At 67.4% G+C, this 20,128-nt stretch carries 20 protein-coding genes; 6 read left to right on the forward strand and 14 right to left on the reverse strand.

Annotated features, from left to right (window positions below):
- Positions 1-29 precede the first annotated feature (29 nt).
- From V9G19_RS14005 to V9G19_RS14025, 5 genes are read left to right on the forward strand one after another with little or no spacing between them, the layout of a single operon-like run.
- A complete protein-coding gene (locus tag V9G19_RS14005; protein ID WP_462286017.1) occupies positions 30-2,183 on the forward strand; it encodes a sulfotransferase in 2,154 nt (717 codons plus the stop codon).
- Entirely contained in the window at positions 2,176-2,931 is a 756-nt protein-coding gene (locus V9G19_RS14010; protein ID WP_462286018.1) for a sugar transferase, read from the forward strand. Before V9G19_RS14005 ends, V9G19_RS14010 begins: the two co-directional genes overlap by 8 nt.
- Complete coding sequence (locus V9G19_RS14015; protein ID WP_462286019.1) at positions 2,928-3,599, forward strand: O-methyltransferase; 672 nt, start codon at positions 2,928-2,930, stop codon at positions 3,597-3,599. Before V9G19_RS14010 ends, V9G19_RS14015 begins: the two co-directional genes overlap by 4 nt.
- A 19-nt stretch (positions 3,600-3,618) precedes the next feature.
- Complete coding sequence (locus tag V9G19_RS14020) at positions 3,619-4,113, forward strand: acyltransferase (RefSeq protein WP_462286020.1); 495 nt, start codon at positions 3,619-3,621, stop codon at positions 4,111-4,113.
- A 17-nt stretch (positions 4,114-4,130) separates the two neighbouring features.
- Positions 4,131-5,459, forward strand: coding sequence for an oligosaccharide flippase family protein (locus V9G19_RS14025; RefSeq protein ID WP_462286021.1), 1,329 nt, complete (start codon positions 4,131-4,133; stop codon positions 5,457-5,459).
- Between the two features lie 43 nt (positions 5,460-5,502).
- Here the strand turns inward: V9G19_RS14025 and V9G19_RS14030 are convergent, their stop codons facing one another.
- The 9 genes from V9G19_RS14030 to V9G19_RS14070 all read right to left on the reverse strand — a co-directional run bounded on the left by V9G19_RS14030 (position 5,503) and on the right by V9G19_RS14070 (position 16,122).
- Positions 5,503-6,390, reverse strand: coding sequence for a glycosyltransferase family protein (locus tag V9G19_RS14030; RefSeq protein ID WP_462286022.1), 888 nt, complete (start codon positions 6,388-6,390; stop codon positions 5,503-5,505).
- Entirely contained in the window at positions 6,387-7,391 is a 1,005-nt protein-coding gene (locus V9G19_RS14035) for a glycosyltransferase (RefSeq protein ID WP_462286023.1), read from the reverse strand. The genes V9G19_RS14030 and V9G19_RS14035 overlap by 4 nt, the downstream gene beginning before the upstream one ends.
- Positions 7,276-8,601 (reverse strand): hypothetical protein, encoded by a 1,326-nt coding sequence (locus V9G19_RS14040; protein WP_462286024.1) that lies wholly within the window; start codon positions 8,599-8,601, stop codon positions 7,276-7,278. The genes V9G19_RS14035 and V9G19_RS14040 overlap by 116 nt, the downstream gene beginning before the upstream one ends.
- The gene (locus tag V9G19_RS14045; protein WP_462286025.1) at positions 8,598-9,437 is read right to left on the reverse strand and encodes a glycosyltransferase; all 840 of its coding nucleotides are present in this window, start codon (positions 9,435-9,437) and stop codon (positions 8,598-8,600) included. Before V9G19_RS14045 ends, V9G19_RS14040 begins: the two co-directional genes overlap by 4 nt.
- 425 nt (positions 9,438-9,862) lie before the next feature.
- Complete coding sequence (gene wecB, locus V9G19_RS14050) at positions 9,863-10,996, reverse strand: non-hydrolyzing UDP-N-acetylglucosamine 2-epimerase (protein WP_462286026.1); 1,134 nt, start codon at positions 10,994-10,996, stop codon at positions 9,863-9,865.
- Positions 10,996-12,102, reverse strand: coding sequence for a polysaccharide biosynthesis C-terminal domain-containing protein (locus tag V9G19_RS14055; RefSeq protein WP_462286027.1), 1,107 nt, complete (start codon positions 12,100-12,102; stop codon positions 10,996-10,998). Before V9G19_RS14055 ends, wecB begins: the two co-directional genes overlap by 1 nt.
- Positions 12,099-13,130 (reverse strand): polysaccharide biosynthesis protein, encoded by a 1,032-nt coding sequence (locus V9G19_RS14060; protein ID WP_462286028.1) that lies wholly within the window; start codon positions 13,128-13,130, stop codon positions 12,099-12,101. Before V9G19_RS14060 ends, V9G19_RS14055 begins: the two co-directional genes overlap by 4 nt.
- A complete protein-coding gene (locus tag V9G19_RS14065; RefSeq protein WP_462286029.1) occupies positions 13,127-14,302 on the reverse strand; it encodes a DegT/DnrJ/EryC1/StrS family aminotransferase in 1,176 nt (391 codons plus the stop codon). Before V9G19_RS14065 ends, V9G19_RS14060 begins: the two co-directional genes overlap by 4 nt.
- Positions 14,299-16,122 (reverse strand): SDR family NAD(P)-dependent oxidoreductase, encoded by a 1,824-nt coding sequence (locus V9G19_RS14070; RefSeq protein WP_462286030.1) that lies wholly within the window; start codon positions 16,120-16,122, stop codon positions 14,299-14,301. Before V9G19_RS14070 ends, V9G19_RS14065 begins: the two co-directional genes overlap by 4 nt.
- Positions 16,123-16,197: 75 nt before the next feature.
- On the opposite strand from V9G19_RS14070, the gene V9G19_RS14075 reads away from it, so the two are divergent.
- Positions 16,198-16,785, forward strand: coding sequence for an arsenate reductase/protein-tyrosine-phosphatase family protein (locus V9G19_RS14075; RefSeq protein WP_462286031.1), 588 nt, complete (start codon positions 16,198-16,200; stop codon positions 16,783-16,785).
- Here the strand turns inward: V9G19_RS14075 and V9G19_RS14080 are convergent.
- The 5 genes from V9G19_RS14080 to V9G19_RS14100 form a co-directional block, all read right to left on the reverse strand.
- Positions 16,724-18,247, reverse strand: a complete 1,524-nt coding sequence (locus V9G19_RS14080; protein WP_462286032.1) for a tyrosine-protein kinase domain-containing protein — start codon at positions 18,245-18,247, stop codon at positions 16,724-16,726. The genes V9G19_RS14075 and V9G19_RS14080 overlap by 62 nt on opposite strands.
- A 280-nt stretch (positions 18,248-18,527) precedes the next feature.
- Positions 18,528-19,031 carry a pilus assembly protein TadG-related protein gene (locus V9G19_RS14085; protein WP_462286033.1) on the reverse strand — a complete coding sequence of 168 codons (504 nt, stop codon included), beginning with the start codon at positions 19,029-19,031 and terminating at the stop codon, positions 18,528-18,530.
- 1 nt (position 19,032) lies between these two features.
- Entirely contained in the window at positions 19,033-19,479 is a 447-nt protein-coding gene (locus V9G19_RS14090) for a TadE/TadG family type IV pilus assembly protein (RefSeq protein WP_462286034.1), read from the reverse strand.
- Positions 19,476-19,826 carry a TadE family protein gene (locus V9G19_RS14095; RefSeq protein WP_462286035.1) on the reverse strand — a complete coding sequence of 117 codons (351 nt, stop codon included), beginning with the start codon at positions 19,824-19,826 and terminating at the stop codon, positions 19,476-19,478. The genes V9G19_RS14090 and V9G19_RS14095 overlap by 4 nt, the downstream gene beginning before the upstream one ends.
- Before the next feature lie 73 nt (positions 19,827-19,899).
- The gene (locus V9G19_RS14100; RefSeq protein ID WP_462286036.1) at positions 19,900-20,121 is read right to left on the reverse strand and encodes a hypothetical protein; all 222 of its coding nucleotides are present in this window, start codon (positions 20,119-20,121) and stop codon (positions 19,900-19,902) included.
- Between the last annotated feature and the right edge of the window lie 7 nt (positions 20,122-20,128).

A 20,128-nucleotide genomic window follows, 5' to 3' on the forward strand; every position in this document is an offset into this window, starting at 1 on the left:
CCTCACAGGATGCGCGTCCACAAATAGCGATGACCCTCATCCATCGCCATTTCTGGCCGGACAAGCCACCCTACGCCTCGATCCTGCGGACACTTGCCGCCCACTTCGTGGCCGACGGGGCCGACGTGGAGGTCCTCACCGCCCGGCCGACCTATACCGAGCAGATGCGGATGCTTGCGGTTCCGCAGGGGGAGACGATCGAGGGGATCTCCGTTGCTCGCCTCCCGGTCTTGACCCGGCCGGCGAGGCTCGCGGCACCGGTCAATTTGCTCGGCTTTCCGGTGCAGGTTGCCTGGCGGGTCCTGACCGGACCGCGCCGGGACCTCGTGATGTGCTCGACCGCGCCGCAGATCTCACTCGGATACGCGGTGTCGCTGGCGGCGCGGGTTCGCCGCACTCCCTTCATCTACCACTGTATGGATCTGCACCCCGAGATCGGTGCCATCTCCGGCGAGTTCGCCACGCCCGTGGTGTATCGCGCACTGTCTCGCCTCGACCTGGCGACCATGCGCCGGTCCGCCCGAGTCGTCGTGCTCTCGGAGGATATGCGTCGCGCGGTGCTTGCTCGGGATTCGGGACTTGCCTCCCGGATCGTCGTCCTCAACAACTTCTCCCTGCCCGATCACGCAGGAGGGCAAACCGAAGCCGCATCGCCTCTCGGCCCGCCGGCCGATGGGGTGCTGCGCATCGTCTTCACCGGCAATGTCGGCCGCTTTCAGGGACTGGACCGCGTGATCCGTGCCCTGAGCGGCGCGACTTCTGCCGAGCCCGTGGAACTCGTCGTGATGGGCGACGGGAGGGCCCGGGAGACGCTCAGCACCGTGACGTCGGCAATCCCCGACGCCAGCGGGTTGACCGTCCGGTTCCTTCCTGCTGGGTCGGTTGCCCAAGCCAAAGCTCTCATGAGAACGGCACACCTCGGCCTGGTCAGCCTGATCCCGGGGGTCATCAAGTACGCCTTCCCGAGCAAGACAATGACCTATCTCGAGGAAGGGCTCCCCCTTCTGGTCGTCTGCGAAGGGGAAAGCTCCCTGGCTCGCGATGTTCGTCGCCACGACCTTGGCTATGCCGTCCCGATGGACGATGCTTCCGGACTGCTCGCAGCGGTGCGAAGGGCCCGGGAGCGAGTCGCGGAGCGGGATGCGGCGCAACGTTGGCGTGATCAGGTGGCGCGGTGGGCGACGTCGCAGGTGAGCGAACAGCTCGCTCTGGACCGATGGGATGACCTCGTGCGCAGCGTGACCACGTCGGCGCCAGTCCAGGCCGCTCGCCTCACGAGCCGGCCCAACTCGCCGGATGAGTCTGCCCCCGGCGCGGCGCCAGTGATCATCGTCGGAGCGCCGCGGTCGGGGACGAACATGCTGCGGGACGTGCTGGCCTCCCTGCCGGGATTCGCGACCTGGCCGTGCGACGAGATCAACCTGATGTGGAAGCACGGCAACCTCGATGTCGCGCACGACGAGCTGCGGCGGCAGGACGCCACTCCCAAGGTGAAAAGGTATCTGCGCAAGGCGTTCTCGCGGTTCGCCCGGCAGGCGGGCGCGGACGTGATAGTGGAGAAGACCTGCGCTACCTCCTTGCGTGTCGATTTCGTCGACGAGGTCTTTCCGCGTGCCCGATTCGTCTTCATCCGGCGCGACGGGATCGACGCTGCCGCCTCATCGGTGCGGCGCTGGAATGCCCACTTCGACCTGCCCTACACCCTCAAGAAGGCCCGCTACGTGCCGCGGGCCGACCTGCCGCGGCATCTGGGCAGCTTCCTCGGCCGACGGGTCCGGCTCAAGCTGAGCAAGGACGCCGGGTCGGTCGCGGGCGAGCGCAATGTGCAGACGTGGTGGGGTCCGAAGCCGTCGAACTTCCTAGACCTGCAACGCGAATACTCGCTGGATGAGATCGCCTTCCTGCAGTGGCAGCGCTGCGTTGCGGCCAGTCGCCGTGGCCTGAGCCGACTGCATCCGGCGAGAGTGCATGAAGTCGCGTATGAGGACTTCGTCACCGATCCGTCCGGCGAACTGCAGCGCATTCTTGCCTTCTTGGGCCGCCCGGATGCGTTTGACCCGCGCGCGGTCGCCTCGGTCAAGGACGGCAACATCGGCAAGGGACGCCAGCAATTTGGCCCTTCCGTCGTCGAGCGGCTGAAACGTCTGTCCGACGGGACGCTTAGTGAGCTCGGCTATGGCTGAGGGGTTGAGCGCGCGGCAGCGGGCCGTCAAACGCGGCCTCGACCTCGTCATCGCGGTGCCGGGCCTGATCGTGGCCTCGCCGGTCATCCTGGTCGCCATCCTGGTCGCGACGGTGGACACCCGGGAGTTCGGCCTCTTCGCGCAGGCGCGAATTGGCCGGGACGGTGTGCCCTTTACGACCTACAAGATCCGCACCATGCGCTCCTCCCGCGACCTGACCACCACCGTCACCCACGCTAACGACACGCGGATCACCCGGTCGGGCAAGGTCATGCGTCGGGCGAAGCTCGACGAGCTGCCGCAACTGATCAATGTGGTGAGGGGTGACATGAGCCTGGTTGGGCCACGGCCGGATGTCCCTGGGTTTGCCGACCAGCTGGTCGGCGAGGACCGCGTGATCCTCACTCTGCGACCGGGCATCACGGGACCGGCCACCTTGGCCTTCCGAGACGAAGAGGCCCTGCTCGCAGCCGCGGCTGACGCCGAGAGATACAACCGGGACATTATCTGGCCACAAAAGGTGGAATTGAACCGGCGATATGTGGTGCACTGGTCGTTGCGCCGAGACGTTCGTTATCTCCTCCGGACCCTTGTGCCCACTCGAGTGCCACGGCGGCCCTTAGAAGCGCATTCGTGCTCGGCACTATCCTCTGCCGAAGCACGCCGAGGGCGGCATCCCAAAACCCTCGACGTTCCCCACACCCGCGCCGCCACTCGTGCGCGGTCCGACTCCTGGAGACTGCATTGAACCCCCGAAGCCTGTTCATCACCACGCGCTCGACCGCCTATCGGACGCTGAAGGGCATCCGGCACCGGCACGCGGACCCGTTCGCGACGCATCTGCCCGTCTTGATGGCGGTGGCGGCGGCTCAGCCCGTGCGGGACATCCTCGAGCTTGGCTCGGGTGTCTTGAGCACGCCGGCCTTCCTGGACCGTTCCTTCTTCCCGGATGTCGAGCGGTTGGTGTCGCACGAGGACGACCCGGCGTGGTTCACTGACGTGAAGTCGGCCGTGGGCGGTGATCCCCGCTGCGAACTTGTCCTCTTGGGCAAGGTGCGCGATAGCGTTCCCGACGACCTGTCCGCGTTCGACTTGGTGTTTATCGACGACTCGCAACGGGTCACTGAGCGATCCCAGACGATCCGTTCGGTGGCCTCGAGGCGTCCCCGCGGCATCGTTGTCATCCACGACTTCGAGCAGCGCTTCTATGGACGGGCGGCCAGGGGGGCCTTTGACCATGTCCGCCGGGTCAAGACCTTCACCCCACAGACGGGCGTGTGCTGGAACGCGACTGTCGCGATGGACACCGATCGGTTGGAGCGTGCACTGGAGATAGTGGAGGCCAACCGCTCCGTTGCTCCTCGTGACCTGTCAGCCTGGGCCGGGCTCCTGCAACCCGTACGCGCCGGCGTGTGAGCGGATGGCGACCGCCTCGATGGCACGTCTGGCGCTGTGGGTTGCCAACCTGGTGTCTGCCAACTCGCCAACCACGCGGCTGTTCGGCCTGCGTTCGCATCTCTACCGTCGTGGGGGGGTGGAGATCGGTGAGGGAACCCGGATCGCCGGGGGTGTGCGCATTCCGTTCGCTCTCGTGGCCATCGGGCGCAACTGCTGGATCGGGCCCGGCTCTCATCTGATAGCTGCCACGGGAGCGCCCGTGCGGATCGGCGACAACTGCGACCTGGCGCCGGAGGTCATGCTGGTTGTCGGCAGCCACGAGTTGGGTTCCGAAGATCGGCGCGCGGGTGCTGGGACAGCCCGTCCGGTCACGATCGGGAGCGGTTGCTGGCTCGGTGCGCGCGCGACGGTTCTCGGTGGGGTCACGCTGGGGTCTGGCAGCGTGGTTGCGGCGGGGGCGCTCGTCGTCGACGATGTGGACCGCAATGTGCTGGTCGGCGGTGTCCCCGCCAAGATGATGCGGAGGCTGTGAACCCGCGTGGTGACGGCATGAGGTGGCCGGTGCGGCCCGGGGCGACGCTACGCCGGGTAGCGATCAACGGGTTGTGGGCCTATCTGTTACAGGCGACGAATCTGCTGGTCTCCCTCGTCACGCTCCCGTATCTGACGCGCGTTTTGGGCAAGGCTGGATTCGGCACCTTCGCTTCGGCCTTGAACCTGGTCACCTATCTGACGATTGTCACCGTTTGGGGCTTCGACATGTGGGGCTCGCGTGAAGTGGCGCGGGCATCGGACCCGGGTGAGATTCGCAGCCTGTTCCGCCGCATCGTGCTTGCCCGAACCTTGCTGCTGGCGGCGTCACTCGTGCCCTTCGCGATCATGGCTGCCACGTCACAGGGCCGGGCTCGAACCGCGCTGCTTGCCATGGGCCTGACGCTCGTCGGGCTCACCTATGGCCAGACGTGGCTCTTCCTGGGGACGCAGCAACTGCGGCTCGCGGCGCTGTCGGCGCTGATCAGCAAGGGCCTTTTCCTGGCCGCGGTGCTGCTGCTCGTCAAGACGCCCGCCGACGCGATCCGCTATTGCGTGCTCTATGGCGCCTCGCTCGTCCTGTCCGCTGGCATTCAGGAGTGGCTGGCGCGCCGGACCTTCCAGGTCAGCCTGGGCTTAGCCTCGCTGGGCGATGTCTGGGGTGTCATCCGGGCGGCGGCACCGCTGTTCCTGGCGAACATCATGAGCACCATCGCCAATGGGATCGGGGTCACCGCGCTGACCGCCCGTGCCAGCGCCGCTCAGGTCGGGGAGTATGCCGGCGTGCTGCGGATCGCGAGCACCCTGCTGCTGCTGTTTGCCCCGATCTGGACCGCGCTGTATCCGCAGGCCTGCCGACGGTATGACGTTTCGCGGGCCGTCGGCAACGGCTTTGCTCTGCGGGTCAGCGCACTGCTGATTCCCACCTTCGCGGTGTTGTCACTCGGCGTCGTCGTGCTGCGCGACCCCCTCGTGCGAACCGTCCTTGGGCGAGACTATGCCGACGCCGGCGGCGTGGTCGTCCCACTGATGGTGTGGGTCTTTGTCGGGATCGTCTGCAATGTGATCGGCACCCAAGTGCTGGTCGCCTCGGGCCGGCAACGGCAGTACACGGTCGGCCTCGTTGTGGCGACGGCCGCGACGGCTGTGTTCACCATCGTCGGTGTGGGTGCCGGGCCGATCGGTGTCGGGTGGGCAACGGCTGCGGGTCAAGTCGTCCTGCTGGCTTGCCTGGTGGGTGCCATCTGGACCACGAGGCGCATGCCGAACGACTCTGGAGGGGCCTACCTCGTGCACGATCCGGACGCGGTAGCCACCACGAGCAGTCCGGCAACCCTCGACCGGTAGCCAGGCACTCGCGCGGCCTGCGCGTGGCACCGACCGCGCGAGGTCAGCCCCAGCTCAGACCGAGCGCGTCTGCGACGCTGCGCCATTCGTCGGTCACGCTCGCCACGCCGAGGACGGGGCGACCACCCGAGGGGAATCCCAGCCCGTCGGCGGTTATCCACGACGGGGAGACACCGAGTCGAGCGGCCATTTCGGCGTGGGGCGGAATGCGTGCGGCGATGACGTCCGGACAGGCCAGTAGCGCCTCCACCAGGCCGAAACCGAGGCTCTCCAGGGCGCTTGGCAACACGCACGCGCCTGCCGACCGATAGAGCGCCGCCATTTGCGCGTGCGGCACCTGCACTCGGCGCACAGTCAATCCGTAGCCGGCCGCGTGGTGTTGCACTACGTCCCAACAGCCGGAGCCGTCATCACCGCCGGCAAAGACGATTTCGCGCAGATGCGGCCGGTGACGATGGATGACATCCAGCGCCAGCCAGGGACGCTTGAACCAGCTCACCGTCCCGACGACCAGCGCGTGCTCGCCGCGGCCGATGTCTTGCTCGGCCGACTGCTCGGCCAGGTCGGCCCAGTCTTGCAGGCCGGCGGTCACCGGAGCGACGATCGGGGTGCGGCCGGTCGTCTGCTCGACCAGGGCCGCTACCGATTCGGTCAGGGTGACCACTCGCCGGGCTCGCCGGATTTGCGCCTGCGCAAGTGCTCGGCGCGCGCTCGCTATCGCTTGCATCCGGGCCGGGTACGGGCGCAGCAGTTGCGCGAAGATCGTCATCGGGACGACGTTCCAGGCGCTTTGCACCAGGATGGCATCCAGAGCCCGGCGGGAGCGCGCGGTCTCCACCAGTGAGACACGGTCTGGCCACGCCGTGACTCCCGCTTCGGCAAGGGATTCTCGGACTACGCCGCCGCCGGCGCTTTCGCGACGCTCGGTCACCGCACTCCTCCTAGGCTGCGCAGGTCGGCGACCATGTCGGCGGTCGGATCGTAGGGGGCGACCGGCACGCGGTGCAGATGGTCGCGGCAGGCAAGCATGGCAGCGGCCCAGGCACTGACGTCGCCTACCGGTAACACCGCCCCCCGCTCGGGGTGCCCCGAGACGAGTTCCGCGGCACCACAGCGTTCGCTCACCAGCACCCGGCAGCCGAAGGCAAGGGCCTCGTTGACGACCAGCCCCCAATTGTCATATTGCGACGGGAGAACGAGCACATCGGCAGCCGAGTAGTGCTGGTCGAGGTTGTCGTACGTCCTTGATCCGCGAAATGCGATCCGCGCATCACCTGAGGCTTGCTCGAGGAGGGTCTCGTAATGTGGCCCGTCTCCGACGATGTCGAAGCGCCAGCCTTGCGCGATGTCGAGAGGAAGGGTGCGGAATGCTCTGATGGCCGTGTCGATCATCTTTAGCGGATCCATCCGGCCCACGAAGAGAAAGCGCAGGCGCGCGGGATCCGACTCTCTGGCTGCGGGATTCAGACCATGTCCACTGGGCAGTTTAGGTGTGCTGTAAGGGATTAGTCGAGTGTTGTGGCGGCCGACATATTCCCGCCAGAAGCGCTCGTTCTCGTGACCGACCGTCCAGACCCGCGTGGCCCTGGGAAAGGCGGCCCGCATGGCCAAGCGACGCACGCTGGTCCGCAGCCGACCGCGATCCGCGACGAGTTGCACGCTCGAATCGGAGCGGGTGACCACCCCAAGGCGGCGAGCGCGCGCGAGCAGGAGCAGCGTGGCTCGCACGGGGCCGCGGTAACCGAACGGAGCGGCGACCTTGAGATCGGACGTCCTGAGGCCATAGCTGGCGAGTGCCCAGGCGGACGCCGGCGAGTCATCGACGAAGTAGTGCGGGTGCGTGATTTCGACCTCTCCCCACCCGTGCACGCGGCTGCGCGGTGCCAGGTAGAGCACTCCCACGTCGCGGGTCTCCCGGGCGATCGCGTTCATCACCGGTGTCCGCTGGGGAGAGGGCAGCGCCAACACGAACAGCGTCCGCGGTCGTGTTGTGCGCAGCCAAGACGACAAGCCAGAAGCTGACGAAGAGCGCGGAGACACCGGCGAAATACCATCCTTCGAAGAGGGAGCTGAAGATCCCGAAGACGGCGCATGCCGTGACCGACGCGCCCGCATGCTGCCCGACGAGCAGAACCACGGCATACGTCAGCAAACACAGGAGCGCGGCGATCCGGCCCTCCTCGGCGAGCCACCGCAGCGGGGTGGACGCCAACTCGACCGGCGATTGGTTGTAGCCCATCCCGCCGAGCCACTTCAGGTCCGAGTCGTGCAGCGCGTAGTCGAGCCCGCCCTGGCGACTGTTGTTAGTCCGCAGGAGCGCGCTCATGGTGTCCCAGGCCCAGAGATAGGCGACCGTTCCGGCGATCGCCGCGAGGACAACCAACCGGCGTGCTCGAGCCGCGTCGGCAGTGTGCAACACCATGAATACGAACACGAGGAACGCGGTGGCCAAGGCCGCAGCGGAGGACCTATTCCCAGACAAGACCAGGGCCGCTAGGGGAAGAACTGACAGCAGTGCCGTGCGCGGGCCGAGCCGGCGCGTCGTCATGGCGTGCAGCAGCCACAGCGCCGCAAAGAAGCCCAGCGTATTCGCACTCACGAAGAAGCCCTGCAGACGCCCACCGACCAGGGCAACCGACGGGCGGGCGAGCATCAGCACGAGGCTGACGACCAGCGTTGCCATCGTGGCAGCCGCGTAGCCGTTGACGAACTGCGCCGCCTGGCCACTTCGGTTGATCCCGGCGAGGGTCAGGACTGCGACCACGAAGGCGAGGCCGGTGACGACCGTCAGCGGCGCGAAGTCATCCATCACGGTGGCCAGCCCATACAACAGCGTGCCGGCGAGCAGGAGCATGCGGATGTCAGCGGGCGGTCCCGGCCGGGTGGGCGCATCCGGCGCCAACGCGCCCGCCTGGCTCTTCCCGGCGCGTCGCAGGCTGACCAGAACGAAGGCGACGGCCACGACCAAACCACCGAAACGCAAGCCGATGGCGGCTTCGGAGTTCCCCCGGAAGGTCGAGTGCCCGGACAGCAACAGCAGCCCCGACCAGAACCCCCACGTGCCGGCCCCGGGGCGAAGCGCGATCAGATGCAGCACAATGGCGAGCAGCACGAGCGAGCCGAGGGCGAGAGAAGAACTCATGCGCCTGCCCGTCGAGCAAGGGCAAGCAGCTTCCCCGCCCAGATCGTGTTGGTCTTGCTGGTGAGGACGAACTCCTTGCCACGCTCGCCGCGGCGGTGCAGTTCCCCCCGGCCCAGCGCGAATGCCCGCTCCAAGGCGCCACGCACACCCGCTGGGGACGATTCGTCGATGAGCATGACGTGCGGGTAGTACTCCGGTGGCATGCCGGGCAAAGGCGTGGTGAGCACTGCGGTTCCGGACGCGAGATACTCCATGTTCTTAGACGGAAACGAGTATTTCGTGAACTCCTGGTTCGCCGGACGTGGGTTGACCAGGACCCATGCGCGTTCTTCGGCCTCGAGAACCACCTCGACCGGAACTGTGCCCGCGAAGGTGATCCGGGTGTCCTCGGCGGCGTGTCGCCGGACCTCCTCGGCATAATCGCCCTGGCCATAGATCTCCAGGCGCGCCTGCGGATCGGGGATCGACCGGAACCCAAGGACCAGGTCTTCAACACCATATTCGCGCCGCAAGGCGCCCGCATAGAGGGCGGTGGGATGGGTATGCCGGTTGGCGAGGGATACCGCGCGCGCCGACTGGTTGACGTCCACCAGCCCCTCCATCACCACCGACGGCTTCGATTCGCGGTTGATCAGCGCATCCATCGCCGAGGTGAGCACGACAACAGCGTCCAGGGAATCGAGACACCGCCGGACAACACGCCTGGAGATCTTGTGCACGGTGTCGACTTGGCGGTCGCTGGCGTCCGCGACATCGGCCATATACGAGTAGAGATCGGCGAAGATCCCAACCCGGGGCGCGCCGGCGCCCCACAGCGCGAGGAGAACGCCCGGCATGGCAGACACATAGGATCCATCCACAAACACGGCGCGGCGCAGTGATTGCCGAGTGTCCCTCCGCCAGCGCCACGTCTGCCTGGCCAGGCCTGCGGCAAGGCCCACTTGCTTAACGACCGGGCGATTGACGAACGCCGGATGAATCACCCGGACGCCGCCGCGTGCAGGTTCCGCGCTCCGTGGCCACCACACCGGGGCGTGGAATCTGGGGGAGACCGGGCGTCCGACCACGGACGTCACGCGTGCGCCCGCCGACGCCATTCCCTCCATGATCAAGGTGTGAAAGCGGAAGCTCGCCGCCGCCATGCCGTAGGAGACCTCTTGGACTCCGGGTTTGAGGGCCGACCGGATTCGGTCGAACTCCGCGCGTGAGGGAACCGAGGAGACATACAAAATGTCCCACGGCTCGTTCGCCGCATCCACACTCATCGGCGTATTCCCGCCCAGGCATGGTGGCGGCCAGCAGTGGACAAGATGTATTTCACAGTCCGCTCACTGGTGTTGTCGATCAGGTAGTCCGCCGGAGCGATGTCGCCGAGACCCGTAGCGCGTCGGGTGGCCATGGCGAGGTCGACGGCAGTGACGATATCGTCCGCGTCCAGTCCGGTCATCATGATCGCGCCGGTGTCGAGCGCCTCGGGCCGCTCGATGGAATCCCGGAGGGTGACCGCGGGAAAGCCGAGGATGGCGGACTCCTCGGCAATCGTCCCCGAGTCGCTCAGGCAGCACGCCGCCGACAACTGGAGCTGGTTGTAGTCGTGGAAGCCCAAGGGCTCGGAGAAAGTCACGCCCTCTGGCGAGGTCCAGCCGGGCAGCGCCTCCAGACGCTTGCGGGTCCGCGGATGGGTGGAGACAAAGACCGGCAGCCCGTGAGCGTCCCGGACCGCAACCAGGCAGTCAAGCAGTGCCCGCAACCGGTCGGGGGAGTCGACATTCTCTTCCCGGTGCGCGCTGACCAGGAAATAGCCTCGCGGAGCCAGGCCCAGGCGGGTCAACACATCGGACGCCTCGATCTGACTCCGGTAGGTGTCGAGCACTTCGCGCATGGGCGAACCGGTCTTGAGAATCCGGCGCGGGTGCAGTCCCTCGGCCAGCAGGTTGCGGCGGGCGTGCTCGGTGTAGACGAGGTTGAAGTCGGCGACGTGGTCAACGAGGCGGCGGTTGGTCTCCTCGGGCACGTTGAGGTCGAAACACCGGTTGCCGGCTTCCATGTGATAGACGGGGATCTTCAACCGCCGGGCCATCAACGCCGCGATGCAGGAGTTGGTGTCGCCCAGGACCAGCACGGCATCCGGTCGCTCGGCGAGCATCACCCGCTCACTCTCGATGAGCGTGCCGCCGAGCACGCTGCCGAGCGAGGAGGTGTCGACCCCGAGCATGTGGTCCGGCTGGCGGATGCCGAGGTCGTGAAAGAACACCTCGTTGAGGGTGTAGTCGTAGTTCTGCCCGGTGTGGACGAGCACGTGGTCGATGCCGGTGGTGGCGTCCAGGCGATGCAACACGCGGGAGAGCCGGATCAGCTCCGGCCGGGTCCCGACGATCGTCATGACCTTGAGCATCAGGACTCCTGCGGGTGTGGCCGAACGCGTTCGGGGAAGGTGTCGGGGGCATCCGGCCGGAACAGCTCGTGACTCCAGAACTGGGTGAGCAGGACCTCGGTGCCGGTGTTGGTGATGTTGTGGACCCAGCCGACCGGCATATCGATCGCCGCCGGCTGGTCGCCGCAGACGTCGAAGTCGACGATCTCGTCCGAGAACATTCGCCGCAGGCTCATCCGCGCCCGGCCGGAGATGACCGCGAACCGTTCGATCTTGCTCAGGTGATAGTGCTCGCCGCGGGTGATCCCGGGAACGGTGGTGGAGAAGGACGTCTGCCCTTCACCGCCGCGGCAGCGCACCGTCTCGACGAAGGTCCCCCGGGGATCGGTATGAGGGGCCAAGGCGATCGGGTAGTGGTCGGGGAAGAGCGCCGCCCGGTAGGTGTTGAACAACTCGATCCGGAACTGGCTGGACAGGTCGGGGAACTCGCCCTGATCGTAGCTGCGCTTGAAGTCGTGGAGCAGGTCGAGCACCTGTTGCACGCCCACCGTGGTGACGGCGGGATCGATGCGGTGAGCATCCGTGGCCAGGCCGTCAATGAGCGCCTGCGCGGCGCCTTGCGCGTGCAGCAGCCCCACCGGGCGATCGGCGACCTGGGGGTCGTGGCCGTCGCGGACGGCGGCGACGAAGGTCGCCACAAAGCTGTTGTAGTTGGGGCGGCCGTGCTCGCCGAAGAGATTGGGCAGGCGGACATCGACGAGCCGGCCACCCCCCGAGGCTGCGGCCCCCTCCAGGATCTCTCGGGCTCCCCTTTTGCCCAATCCGTATGGCGTGCCGTTGCCGTCCTGGACCGAGTTCGCGTAGACGATCCGGGCGGGGTGCCCGGCCGCCGTGACCGCTTCCGCGAGATCGCGGGCGAGCTCGAGATTGCCGGACTCGACATCGGCGGCGTCGCCGCGGTTGACGCCCGCGACATGAATCACGGCATCGGCGCGCGCGACCAACTCGGGCAGCCGGGTCCAGGTGGACCGGTCGACCGCCGCGACGTCATGGTCGGTGAGCGCGTGCAAGCGCAGCCGCGTGTGCCAACCCAGGAAGCCGCCGGCTCCGGTCAGGACGACCTTCATGCGGGCAGCTTGGTGAGCAGCCCCTGGATCTCCGGCAGGGTGCGCAGCAGATCGCAGGTGGAGTCCACGGTCAGTTGTTCGGTGGTGTTGGAGTCGTAGTCACTCACCTCGGCGGCGCCATGCTCGCCCTCTTCGACGTACAGTTCATACTCCAACGACCGGGCGTCGAGCGGCACGCGGAAGAAGTCGCCCTGATCGTCGGCCTTGAGCAGTTCCTCGCGGGTGAGCAGCGTCTCGAACATCTTCTCCCCGTGGCGCATCCCGATCTTGCGGACGGGCGGGTCACCATGGCCCAGGGTGAGAGCGACGGCCCGCGCGAGCGTCTCAACTGTGCTCGCCGGGGCCTTTTTCACGAATAGATCGCCGGCTCGGGCGTGCAGAAAGGCATGCTCGACCAGATCGACGGAGTCGCGCAGCGACATCAGGAAGCGGGTCATGCTCGGCTCGGTGACGGTCAACGGCCGGCCTTGCCCGAGTTGCTTGACGAAGAGGGGGATGACCGATCCGCGCGAATACATGACGTTGCCATAACGCGTCACGGAAACGACGGTCTGGGAATCGGGGTTGTTCCGCGCGAAGGCTTGGGCCGTCTTTTCCATCAACGCCTTCGACATGCCCATGGCGTTCACGGGATAGACGGCCTTGTCGGTGCTGAGACAGACCACCGAGCGGACGCCATTGCGGTGCGCTGCCTCGATGACATTCTGCGAGCCCAGCACATTGGTCTTGACCGCCTGGTCGGGGAAGAACTCGCAGGAGGGGACCTGCTTGAGGGCGGCGGCGTGAAAGACGAAGTCGACGCCGGTGACCGCATTGTCGACGCTCGCGTAGTCGCGCACATCGCCGACGAAGAACCTCACCCGCGAGTCGGAGAGGCGCTGGCGCATGTCGTCCTGCTTCGCCTCGTCCCGGGAGAGGATGTGGACCCGGTCGACGCCGCGGCCGAGCAAGGCGGTGACCATCGTGGACCCGAAGGACCCGGTGCCTCCGGTGATGGTTACACGTGCTCCGGACAAACGGTCGGTCATGGAAGTGCCTTCAGGTAGGTGATGAGCGCGTCGATGACGCGATCGATGTCGGCGTCGGCCAGGCCCGAGCCAGTGGGCAGGGTGATCCCACGGGAGAAGAGGGACTCGCTGACGTTCCCGCCGAACATCCGGCCGTGGGCAAAGAGGGGCTGCAGGTGCATCGGCTTCCACAGGTGGCGAGCCTCGATGCCCGCCGAGTCCAGGTGGCGCAGCACATCATCGGGGGTCGTCGCGATCTCGGGACCGAGGACAAGGCAGGTCAGCCAGCAGTTGTCGCCGCCATCACCGCCGTGCGCGTCCCTGCCGAGGAAGGTGACGCCGGGCCAGTCGGCGAGCGCGGCGGCATACCGATCACGGATGGCCCGGCGCCGGGCGATCATGGCATCGAGCCGGGAGAGCTGACCGACCCCGATGGCGGCCAGGACGTTGGACATCCGGTAGTTGAAGCCCATCTCGGTGTGCTCGTACCACGCGGCGGGTTGGCGCGCCTGGGTGGACAGATAGCGCGCCCGAGTGATCAGGTCCGCGTCGTCCGACAGGAGCATCCCCCCACCGGAGGTCGTCATGATCTTGTTGCCGTTGAAGGACAACGCCGCCGACTGGCCGAAGGATCCCGCGGCACGACCGGCGTGCGTGGCGCCGAGTGCCTCCGCGGCATCCTCGATCAGCGGCACACCGAGGGCGCTCAGGCCCGGCGCCAGTGCCGAGTAGTCGCAGGAGCGGCCGAACAGGTCAACCGACACGGCCGCCGCGACATCGACGCCCTCCTCGCGCAGCGTTCCAACGGCAGCAAGCAGCAGGTCGACGTCCACATTGGCATCGTCGGCGCGGGCGTCGACGAACACCGGGGTGGCGCCGGTATAGAGAACGGCATTGGCGGTGGCGGCAAAGGTCATCGATGGAACGAGCACCGCCCGTCCGGGACCTGCGCCGGAGTGCAAGAGCGCCAGATGCAATGCCGCTGTGCCCGAGGCGAGCGCAAGCGCCCCCGCGACGCCGACCCGGTCGGCGACTTCGCGCTCGAACCGGTCGACCATCGGGCCCAGAGGGGCCACCCACCCGGAGCGGAGGGCCTCCAGAGCCAGCTGCGCCTCGATCTCGCCCACGTCCGCCTTGGACAGCTGGATGCGTTCGCTGCCCGCGTGCGGGAGCGAAGACTCGGCGGAACTCACCAGTCCAGTCCTCGGGGACGGGGGGCGGCGACCTCGGTCGCGAGCGCCACATCGCGCATCCACCCGGTCAGGCCGGCCGCGTCGGCGGCGATCCCCGGCAACTCCTCGGCGGGCAACGCGGGCACATCGACTCGGCTGACCAGCTCATGGCTCGTCGGCTGGGCCTGCTCCGGCCCGCTGAAAAGATCCTCGGCCAGCTTCTCACCGGTGCGAAGCCCGGTGTAGTGGACCTGAACGTCGTGGCGACCGGAGAGTTTGATCAGGGTGTGGGCGACGTCGAGAATGCGCACTTGCTCGCCCATGTCGAGGACGAGCACGTCGCCATCGCGTCCGATCGCGGACGCCTGCAGCACGAGCTGGGCCGCCTCGGGGATCAGCATGAAGAACCGGCGGACTTCGGGGTGGGTGACGGTGACCGGCCCACCCCGCTCGACCTGGGCGCGGAAGGTTTCGAGCACCGAGCCTCGTGAGCCGAGCACGTTGCCGAAGCGCACGCTGACATAGGTGCCGGCGGCCTGCTCGGCGATCCCGGCCGTCAGTCGCTCGGTGATGCGCTTGGAGTAGCCGAGCACGCTCGTCGGCTCGGCCGCCTTGTCGGTGGAGATGTTGACGAAGTTCCCGACGCCGACAGCGCGGGCGGCCGCCAGGACATTGCGTGTGCCCAACACATTCGTCTTGTAGGCCTCAAGCGGGAAGCGCTCGAGCAGCGAGAGATGCTTTAGGGCGGCGGCGTGGAAGACGACATCCGGGCGGCTTTGCCGGAAGGCCGCGAGCAGGGCCTCCTGATCGCGAATGTCTACCAGCGCCATGTCGTCGGACTCCAACAACGCTGTCCCGGTGAGCGAGAGCTGGGTCGCGTGCAGCGCCGACTCGTCCCGATCGAGCAGGATCAGCCGGGCGGGCTGGTATTTCGAGATCTGCCGGCACAGCTCGCTCCCGATGGAGCCACCGGCGCCGGTGACCAGGACGACCTTGCCGCGGATCGAGTCTGCGATGGCGACTTCGTCCAACTGCACCGGCCGTCGACCGAGCAGGTCGGCGAGATTGAGTGATCGCAGGTCGGCAGGACCAACTCGGCCGAGCAGCTCGCGTGCCGACGGCAACACCAGGACCTGCAATCCGAGCGCGTCGGCGCGCGCGGACATGTCGCGGATGAACGGCGAGGACGCCGAGGGAATGGCGATCGCGATGGCGCGCGCGCCGGTGTGTTCGGCGACGTCACGCAACGCCTCCTTGGTGCCGGCGACCTGCATCGGACCGATCCGGCGGCCGAACTTGCGCCGGTCATCATCGAGCAGCGCGACCGGCCGGTAGCCACTAGCCGGGTCGTGCAGCGCCTGGACCAGCATGCGGCCGCCGCTGCCGGCCCCGAAGATGATGATCGGCGTGGCATCCTCGGGCACCGCCCGCGAGCGCTTCCGGATGTGCCAGGCGCGGAAGGTGCTGCGGACCGCCAACATGGCCACGAGGGCGGTGAATCCGCCGATGAAGGGCACCGAGCGCGGCACACCGAGATCGTCGGCCACCACCACCACGATGCCCACGAGCAGCGTGGTCAGCGCCACGGCCTTGGCGAGCCCGGTGATCTCACCGAACGAGCCGCGATCATGGCCCTCTTGGTAGGGACCGACCAGGTGCCCGAAGGCCAGGTGGACCAGGGCGGCGAGGGCACCAACGACCATCACCGACATGGTGAACGTCGGCTCCATGGCGAAGTCGTAGCGCAGGAAGGTCGCGAGCAGGACCGCGCAAACCCACAGGGCGCCGTCAACGAGTGGCCATGGCCCGGCAGGGCCCCAGCGAGAGGTCAACGCGGTCACTGCGCTTCTCCTCGTAGGGTAGGCATCGTGGCGACGAGCGAGCAGGTTCCTCCCGAGGGGGGAAGGATACTCCTGGTGTGCGAAGGCAACATCTGTCGCTCGGCGTTCGCGAGCGCCGTCCTGCGGGATCGGTTGGCCACGCATGGCATCGACGTCACGAGCGCCGGCACCGGGGCGCTGGTCGGCTCGGACGTGGATCCGCTCGCCCGCTTGGCGGCGCAACGGCTCGTCGGTGAGTTCGGCCCGTGGTCGGCGCGCCAGTTGACTTCGGAAATCATCGCCGGCGCGGACCTCATCCTGAGTGCGACCCGGGAGCAGCGCGACCAGGTCGCGGCGCTCGACCCACGAACCCTCTCCCGGGTCTTCGCCCTGCGCGACTTCAGCGCGCTCCTGGAGCAGTGGGACCACCTGACTTCCCCGAGGGGTGGCTCAGCGTCCCTGGTTGCCCAGTTGGTGGCGATCGCCAACGAACACCGGGGAATGTCCGTGATGGCACAGGCAGGCACGATTGACATCGCTGACCCATATCGACGGGGCGAGGCGGCGTTTGACCGCATGCAAGAGGAGATGCTCCCTAGTCTGGAACACATTGAGGCGGCGGTCACGGCACTGAGTGGGTTGCGGGCTCAGCGTTCTGCTCCTCGGGCAGGGCAGCCGGACTAGCAATCGACAACGGGCTCGCGCCTGCGGCCGTGATCGCGATGGTTTTGGCCGGTTCCGGTGCACCGGAACCGAAGGACGACGCCCCCTTACGACGCCGGCGTCGCCGGCCCGGCTTGGGCCGGTAGTCGTAGCGGTAGTACCCGTAGCGATACGACTCCTGCCGGGCGATGCGGTTGATCAAAATGCCGAGGACCTTGCCGTTGACCGACTCCAGCGAGTCCAGCGCGCGGCCGAGCATCGCCGATTGAGCCACGCCGGCACCGACGACGAGAATCACCCCGTCGACGATGGTCGCCAGCACAGCACCGTCGGTCACTGGGAGCAGCGGCGGGGAGTCGATGATCACATAGTCGAAGCGTTGCTCGAGCTCGGCCACCAGCGAGCGCATCGCGTCCGAGCCGAGTAGTTCCGAGGGATTGGGCGGCGTGGCCCCCGCGCCGAGGAGGAATAGGCCATCGCGGAACGGCTGCAAGACGTCGTCAAGCTTGGTGCGGCTGATCAGCACGTCGGTCAACCCGACACTGCCGACCATGCCGAAGTATTCGAGCAGCCTCGGGCGGCGCAGGTCACCCTCGATGATGCACACCGTGGACCCGGCGTCGGCGAGAGTCAGGGCCAGGTTGGCCGCCGACGTGGTCTTGCCCTCACCGGGCACGGACGAGGTGACGACCAGTGATCTGGGGTGGTCGGTGGCGTCGACGAACCGGAGATTGGTGCGCAGGACGCGGAAGGCCTCTGCCCGGATGGACTTGGCGTTCGCCCGCACAACCAGGGGGGACTTGGTCGCCGTGGGGTCGAACGGGATACCCCCGAGAATCGTGGTGTCAGCGACGCGTTTGACGTCCTCCTCGCTCTTGATCGAGGTGTCGAGGACGTCGCGAGCGACGGCCAAAGCGGATCCAACCAGCAGGCCCAGCACCAGCGCGAGGGCCCCATTGCGCGCCGGACGCGGGCTGACGGGTGTCGCTGAGGAGGTGGCCGGTTGCACCACGGTCACCTTCACGGGGCTGCGCTTGCTATCGGAGACGCTCTCCAACTCGGCCACCGTTTTGGGGAACTGCTCGCCCACGGCCGCTGCCACGTCGGTGGCGCTGTCCGGTGACGCGCCGGTGACCCGCACATCGATGAGCACCGTGTCCGTCGGCACGCTCGCGCTCACGCGCCCCGCGAGGGCTTCCGGCGAGGTGTCCAGCCCGAGCTTGTCGACCACTGGGCCGAGAACCTTCGGGGCCTCGATCAGCTGGGAATAGGACTTGACCCGCTGCTGGGTGAAGGTGCTGCCTTGCAACAGCTGCCCGCTGTCGTCGGCGCCCGACGTCGAGACGAAGAACTGCAGCTTCGACTCATAGACGCGCTTGCTGAGCGCGGTCAGCGCTGCGGCGATGGCGAGGGCGATGACAACGGCCGTGAGGATGATCGGCCATCGCTTGCGAAGGATCAGGAGGTAACCCTGCAAGTCCATGGGGAAGCTGCTCGTTTCTGGGTGCCGACGGGAGCCCCCAGAAGTGTAGGCGGTTTGACAACTCCGTCACGAATCTCGGGGGGCCTTCAATGAGGCTAGTCGATGTCTTCTCCGGCCTCATGTCGAAGACTTTGGGGACACGTGGAAAATAGTTCGGTTCTCCTCTCTGCGGATGAAGAGCCCGAGAAGCGCCAGCAAAGGCGATACGAACACAGATGCGTATGTTGCTGCTGTGACGGAGTGCCTAGGCGGCAGGCGTTTGGTGAGCGGACGGTTTCCCTCAGGGAGTGGCGACATCGGCGCGCGCGTGGGACTCGACGGTGATCGTGACCGAACTGCCGACGGCGTCGAGCACCGGGGTCAGGACCGGCAACTCGGCCGTCCCGGTCAGCACGACAACAGCAGTGGTCCCGTCGGGGCTGCCGGTGCCCGAGGCGAGAGACCAGCTGCGCATCCGGTCCGGCAGCGCCCGTGAGCCGAGATAGTTCGACACCGACTCAACGACACTGGCGCTAGAGAGTGGGACAGCGTCGCCGATCCCACTCGAGTAGACACCATCGGTGATGTTGTCCGCGGCATCGAGGGCGGCCGCATCGGCGACATCGAGCAGTCGCATCCGGGTCAGCTGGGCGCTGGTGACCGTGATGCCCCCGAGGATGAGCACCAGGCCGATGACGCAGAGCCCGAGGATGAGCAGCGAAATCGTGCCGTCCTCGTCCGGGCGCCGGGCAGTGAGGAGCATCGACCGGATTCCGGCGCGGCGGGGCGGAACGCGTGCGGCCACGTCACTCACCGCGGAACCGGTCGACGATGACGACGTGGGTCGCGCTCACCGGGACCTCGAGCGGAACCACGTCGCGGGCGAAGCTGGGGATGAACGGCAGTGGGACCGTCACCTGGGTGCTGATGTCGATCCGTTCTTGCGGGGTCAGGCAGGGCGACGCCGAACAGCTGATCCCGAGTGTGCCTTCCCCGCCGCCAAAGCCTTGGTCGGCGAAGGCAATCTCGGCGGCAGCGCGCGCTCGTCCGCTGGCCGAATCCTCGCTTTCGGCGGTGACGAACGCCCGGCCGGCCTCGCGCGCGGCCTGCGTGGCGGCATACGAGCCGGCTTGGACGCGGGCAATCATCATCGTCAGGTAGATCAGTGGCACCAGGAGGATGACGCCGAGGAAGACGAACTCGACGACGGCACTGCCCTCCTCATTCCGTATGCCGCGCCCCCGCCCGCTCATTGCCGCTCCTGGAACGCTCGGCCCACCACGTCCAAGCCTTCGCTCGGCCCGAACGGACCGATCAGCGGCAGCGGCGCCTGGACGCGGATGACGACAACCGCCACCCCGTCGACGGCGCTGGTCGACGCGGTGACGTCCTGGGCGAAGCGGCTGGAGAGCGAGAGACCGATCAGATCTCGGGCCCGAGCCACGCCGTCGCCGGGTTGGGCGTCGGCGCGAGCCCCGAGCCGGGCGCCTTCGGCCGCACACGAGATCAGCGTGTTGCGCACATGCAGCGTCAACCCGAGCTGGAAGACCATCGCGAAGATCAGCATGAGCAGCCCGCTGACCATCGCGAAGTCGGCCACGGCCGCTCCCTGCTCGGCCTGCCTCCACCGCCCGCCCGCGCCCGCGCCAACCGTGCGGGAGCGGAACATCGCCTTAGGACTTCACGCTGTTGATCGCGTCCTCGAACATCTTGGGCAGGTTGGTCACCGCGAAGCCCCACAACGCCGCAACGATCGCCGCGGTCATGATCGTGATCAACACCCAGCCGGGGACGTCGCCGCGCTCGGCGTCGCGGTTGGCTGCGGGCTCGGGGTGAAGGGCTCTGCGGACCGCCGTGGTCATCCGGATGTGCGCCTTGATCAGCTGCGTTGTCATTTCTCCT

Origin of the sequence: Nostocoides sp., from assembly GCF_037045025.1 — a bacterium.
GTDB lineage: Bacteria > Actinomycetota > Actinomycetes > Actinomycetales > Dermatophilaceae > Nostocoides_A.